Consider the following 5,112-nt stretch of genomic DNA (forward strand, 5'->3'; position numbering starts at 1 on the left):
AATATTTTTGTAGCAACCTTGTTTGGCGTGATAGTTAATTGTAAGTAGGTTGTTGAGGCTAAAATCATAGTAATTGAGCCAGTTGCAACAGCGATCGCACAATCAAACATCGGGTTGAGGTGATTTACCTCTAAACTGAGTTGAGCAATTTCCAAAGCTTTTTGGTACAGTATTCTAGAAAATCCATATCACGAGAATAGGCGATCGCTCATTGCAATTGCCAGTTTATTGCTCAAAATCTAGAACGCAGTTGCTATGATAAAACGCCTGCTTGTGGTAGAATCTCCAGGAAAAGTCAAAAAACTCAGTCAAATTCTGGGTTCGGATTGGAAAGTTCTAGCCAGTTGTGGCCATATCCGAGAACTCAGCAATGAAGGAGACGATTCCTTGGGCTTCGTCATGGACGGTAGTAATGTCCGGTGCAATTACGTTTTGCGTGACCAACGAGCGAAAGAAACAATTCAGAAGCTCAAGTCTGCGGTTCGGCAGGTTGATGAAGTTGTCTTAGCAACTGACCCAGACCGGGAAGGTGAAACAATCGCTTGGCATCTCAAAGAAACGCTGGGTTTAAGGGAACCGAAACGAGTAATTTATACTGAGATTACAGCATCGGCGGTGCAGAGTGCGATCGCTAATCCTAGAAAGCTAGACCAAAATTTAATCGGTGCTGGGTTGTGCCGAGATTGCCTAGATAAGTTGGTGGGTTATAAAGGTAGCCCTTTAGTTTGGGCGTTAAATAACGGCGCTAAGAGTGTTGGTAGAGTCCAAAGCGCGACACTGCACCTGATTTGTCAGCGAGAAAACGAAATTCTGACTTTTGTCCCCCAAGATTACTGGAGTGTCTGGGTAGATTATGCTGAAGGATTTCGAGCTTTTTACAAAGGGACGGTCGATTCTGCAAAAGATGCAGCAGAACAAGAAACTGAAACTCATGATGACGCGAAGGTAGGTAATAGTCCAGAAACACCGGAATCTAAACGTGTTCTTTCCGAAGCAGAGGCAACACGTTTAGTTGAAGAAGCACAGCGACATCCTCATCAGGTGATTCATTTTGAAGGAAAAATCGTCAACCGCCAGCCACCTCCACCATTTACAACTTCCAGCCTTCAGCAAGCAGCCGGTTCAAAGTTGAGGTTTGCTCCTGATAAAACTATGGTTGTTGCCCAAAAGCTGTATGAAGCAGGGCTAATAACATATATGCGAACAGACTCAGTAATGCTGAGTCCAGAATTTTGTGCCAGCGCCCGTAAATGGTTAGAGCAAAACGATCCGCAGAATGTACCGCCGCAAGTCGCCAAGCATCGCAGTAGCAAATCGGCTCAAGAAGCACATGAAGCGATTCGTCCAACGGATGTGTTTCGCCCCTCAGTTCAATTGCGCTCTGAACTGCCTGATGATGAGTTTAATCTGTATGTGATGATCTGGAAACGGTCAATTGCTTCTCAGTGTCGTGCTGCTCAATTGCGTAAAACTTTGGTGATTACTCAGTCTGGTTCTTTACTGTGGTCAGCGAGAGGGCAAGTGATTGAATTTTACGGTTATGCTCGGTACTGGAACAATCTCAGCAAGGATAGTGTTTTACCTTCATTACAACAGGGACAAGCGCTGAAACTAGAAAATGCTGGACATGAAAAGAAGCAAACGCAGCCACCACCGCGTTATAGTGAACCAAAGTTGGTGCAATTGATGGAACGTAAAGGAATTGGTCGCCCAAGTACTTATGCTCCTACTGTTGCTACCTTAAAAAAACGAAATTATGTTGAGTTGAAAAAAGACCATCTGCAACCGACAGCGTTAGGGTTAGAAGTTGATGCGTTTTTACTCAAAGCACTGCCGGATTTACTAGAGGCGGAATTCACAGCAAAAATGGAAGATGCCCTTGATGCCATTTCCGAAGGAAAAAACTCTTGGCAGCATTATTTAACTAGTTGGAATCAGAATTACTTTGTACCAGCACTTTCCAAAGCTAAAACTGTAGTTGCGAGTTCCTCAACAGGTAAAGCTAATGTGATAACTGAGCGCAAATATGAAACTTCCAAAACGCGATGCCCTGAATGCAAAAATTTTCTCTCTAAAATTCCGAGTAGTAAGGTCAAAAAGAAATATTTCCTCAAATGTACAAAAGGTTGTGAAAATGTCGTGCTATTTTGGAGCGACTTTAACAAAACTTGGCAGCCACCACAAACTAAAGCAGTCCAGACTGAAAATCAACAAAAGCCTCCCGTGAAGATGACGGCATATCCCTGCCCAGTATGTAAGAAACCTCTAGAGGAGTACAGTTATATCAAAGAGGGGCAGAGTAAGACAATGTTGCGATGTTGTGATCCACAATCCCGTAAGGATACCAAACATAAAGATGTAGCTTATTTCAGTACGCAAAAAGGGTGGTGGAGTCCTAAGTTTGGGGAGTTAAATTGTTAGGTTCTACGACTGATTGCGATTACAAATTTTTGTAGACTTCACCATCATTTCGCTTACCAACACGAAAAACATCAATCAATTTGCTTTCTTCATCAATCGTGTAGAGAATTCTACAGGACTTACGCAAAAATCGCCGTAATCCCTTTTGCACCGCCGCTCACGACAAAGACAGATGATGGGGCTGTTTGTATCATAAATCCTCGTAAATATTTGCATAAATTGGTTTTTTTTTATTAGTCAGCTGAGTGCTGACTAATAAGTACTTATTTCCTGATGGGAGAAGATTTAATTCTTTTTACGAACCGCCAAGAACGCCAAGGACGCCAAGGAGGAAGAGGGAGCATCCTAATTTTTTTCAAACACGAAACACAAAGCTTTCGTTAAAGTTCTGCGTCCCTCTGCGTGAACCTCTGCGCTCCTTTGCGTTTAAAAATAAAATCAAAGATGCTCCCGGAGGAAGAAGAGGTAATTTTGTAGTGAGAAGGGATTTAATCGGCGAGAATGGTAACTCGTCCTTGTGAGCCGTAGCCAACTTCACTTATATAAAGGTTGGGGTCGTGAAGTTCGGCGATGATGTTTTTTACTGACTGTTTAGCATCAAGTCTGGGGCTTAGGTCGATCGCACGAGTAAATACTTTTGGCCATTCCCATCTCAGAGTCTTGGTTAATCCAAATAAACCAGCACCGATCGCACCAAAGTTAACTTTGTACTCTAACCCAAAGGCTCCATCGAGATGAGCTACTGTGCAGAAACAACTACGTCCATGCTTTGCAGCTTCGTTGAGGGAAGGTTTAAGGTGTTTCGCCATCAAAAATACGTGCTTGACGATCGCCTTTTCTTGTTCGTTATAAGAAATACTTCCGGTATGATTGCTTACAAACATCGGATGTAGGTGGATGAAGGCCCCAATCGCTCCGCAGTGAGATGCGATCGCTTGCAATTGTTGTTGAAGATGTTCTTCACTTAAGTTTGCCAAGGTGACGCGGGTTACTCCTGTGGGTAAGGGCGCTTGTTGAGCGATGAGCGATTGGGGGAAGCTGATAACTACTACTTTCCAGCCTTTCTTGATTAGGGATTCGGTTAATTTATAGGTGGTGAGGGAACCATCATCGGTGATTAAACCGATGTGTCCCTCTGGTAACGTGAAATCCAAATAGTCTGGCTCTGGTAAGCTTCTGAGTTTGACTGGATGGCGCTGGATATTATGCTCTAATTCCGGTGGTTGTTGGACAAACTCAGGTTCAGACTTTTTTTTTTCACCTCCAGCCAACTGCTGTAGGTAATCGACTATTTGACCGATGGTGCGGAGTTCTCCGAGTTCTTCGATATTTGGCTTGGGTAAGTTGGGGTACATCTCTTGTAGCGCCCCTAAGATTTCCACCCGTTTGATGGAATCAATTCCTAAATCCGCCTCCATGTCCATGTCCATTTCCAGCATCTCGACTGGGTAGCCGGTCTTATCGCTGGTGATGGCTAAGAGGTTTTTATCCAAGTCAACAATATCGATGGTTGCACCAGATACAGGTGCAGCAGTTGCGGGTGCTGGTTCTGGGGTGAATGCAACAACTTCGTTGACTGGGGGTGAGCTAATTTTGACTACAACCTCGGCTTGGGGTTCTACTACTGGGACAGGTGGCTCTACTGTCTCGACAGTTGCGAAATGCGGTGTGGGAAGTAGAGACGCGATTGATCGCGTCTCGATTGATAGCATCTCGATTGATCGCGTCTCTGGGGATACAGGAGTTTCAACTACAGGCTCTACAGCAGGCGGCAGAGGTTCTTGGGTAACATTTAAGCCATTTTTAGCTACAGGCTCAGTTACAGGCAAAGGCTGGCTTTCTACTATCTTGGTAGTAGCAGGTACTGGTGTATCACTAACAGTTGTTTCTGTTGTGAACGGAGTGAAATTACTTAGTTTCTCTGTTAGTTGAGTTGCTCCCTCACCAGAGATGATTTGAGAATATTCTTGCTGTATGAGTTGGAAAAAGTTTTTGGTATATTCCAACTGCTCTTGGAGATATTGCTCATGGATGCGTAGGGTTTCACCTTGTTGGGAGTGAAACTGCATCATGCTGCGCTCTAGGCTTTCCATGACAACTAGCTTCATTTTGGCAGTTTCGACTGTTGATTTACTTTCACTCAACAAAGAATTCTGCTGCTGCATCAGTTGGAAAAACGCTTTAGCGTATTCCATTTGATGGTTGAGATAAGTACCGTGAACTTGTAAATTCTCGGCTTGATTTTCCTGAAACTGTGTCAGGAGGTATTCTAAACTTTCTAAAAGTTGTTGGTAATTTGTAAGTTTTTCTGGCGTTGGTTGCATCTTAGATTCCTGGGCTGGTTGTGAAAGGGTCACAGGATTCATTTGTTGCTCTGTTTGGGTGATGACACCGTTCATTGTTGGGGTGGATTTTTTATGTCCGTTAGTCTCGATCGCTGCGAGAGTTGGAGTCACACCTGGGCTGCTAAATAAAGGAGCCGCATCAGAATATTCGGGGGTGGGTAATGTGACTTTATGCCCATCCTGCAAAGCTAGAGCGAAGGCATTTTTCGTTTTTTCGGATCTGTAGTTGATGCCGTTTAAACGGACATTTAACGCTTTCTTCGTCTCAATTGGGGGTATAGTTTGGGGAAGTTGGTAAGGATCGAGGTTATTCAAAGCCAGACCAATTACCCGCAACTGCACAACT

Annotated in this window: 2 protein-coding genes and 1 pseudogene; 1 reads left to right on the plus strand and 2 read right to left on the minus strand. The window is 44.0% G+C overall.

Features of this window, described 5'->3' with window-relative positions:
- Positions 1–255 precede the first annotated feature (255 nt).
- Positions 256–2,421, plus strand: a complete 2,166-nt coding sequence (gene topA / locus LC574_RS25850; RefSeq protein ID WP_229456394.1) for a type I DNA topoisomerase — start codon at positions 256–258, stop codon at positions 2,419–2,421.
- A gap of 19 nt (positions 2,422–2,440) precedes the next feature.
- Here the strand turns inward: topA and LC574_RS38565 are convergent.
- Positions 2,441–2,533: pseudogene (locus LC574_RS38565) on the minus strand (type II toxin-antitoxin system RelE/ParE family toxin); the annotation flags it as partial.
- Between the two features lie 376 nt (positions 2,534–2,909).
- The coding region (locus LC574_RS25855) for a phosphopantetheine-binding protein (protein ID WP_229456395.1) at positions 2,910–5,112 on the minus strand (2,203 nt) is incomplete at its 5' end.

Source organism: Nostoc sp. CHAB 5715 (assembly GCF_020829685.1).
Lineage (GTDB): Bacteria > Cyanobacteriota > Cyanobacteriia > Cyanobacteriales > Nostocaceae > Nostoc.

Excerpts from the sequence above, each read along its gene's own strand:
- topA (WP_229456394.1), top strand. The coding sequence starts at position 256 with ATGATAAAACGCCTGCTTGTGGTAGAATCTCCAGGAAAAGTCAAAAAA.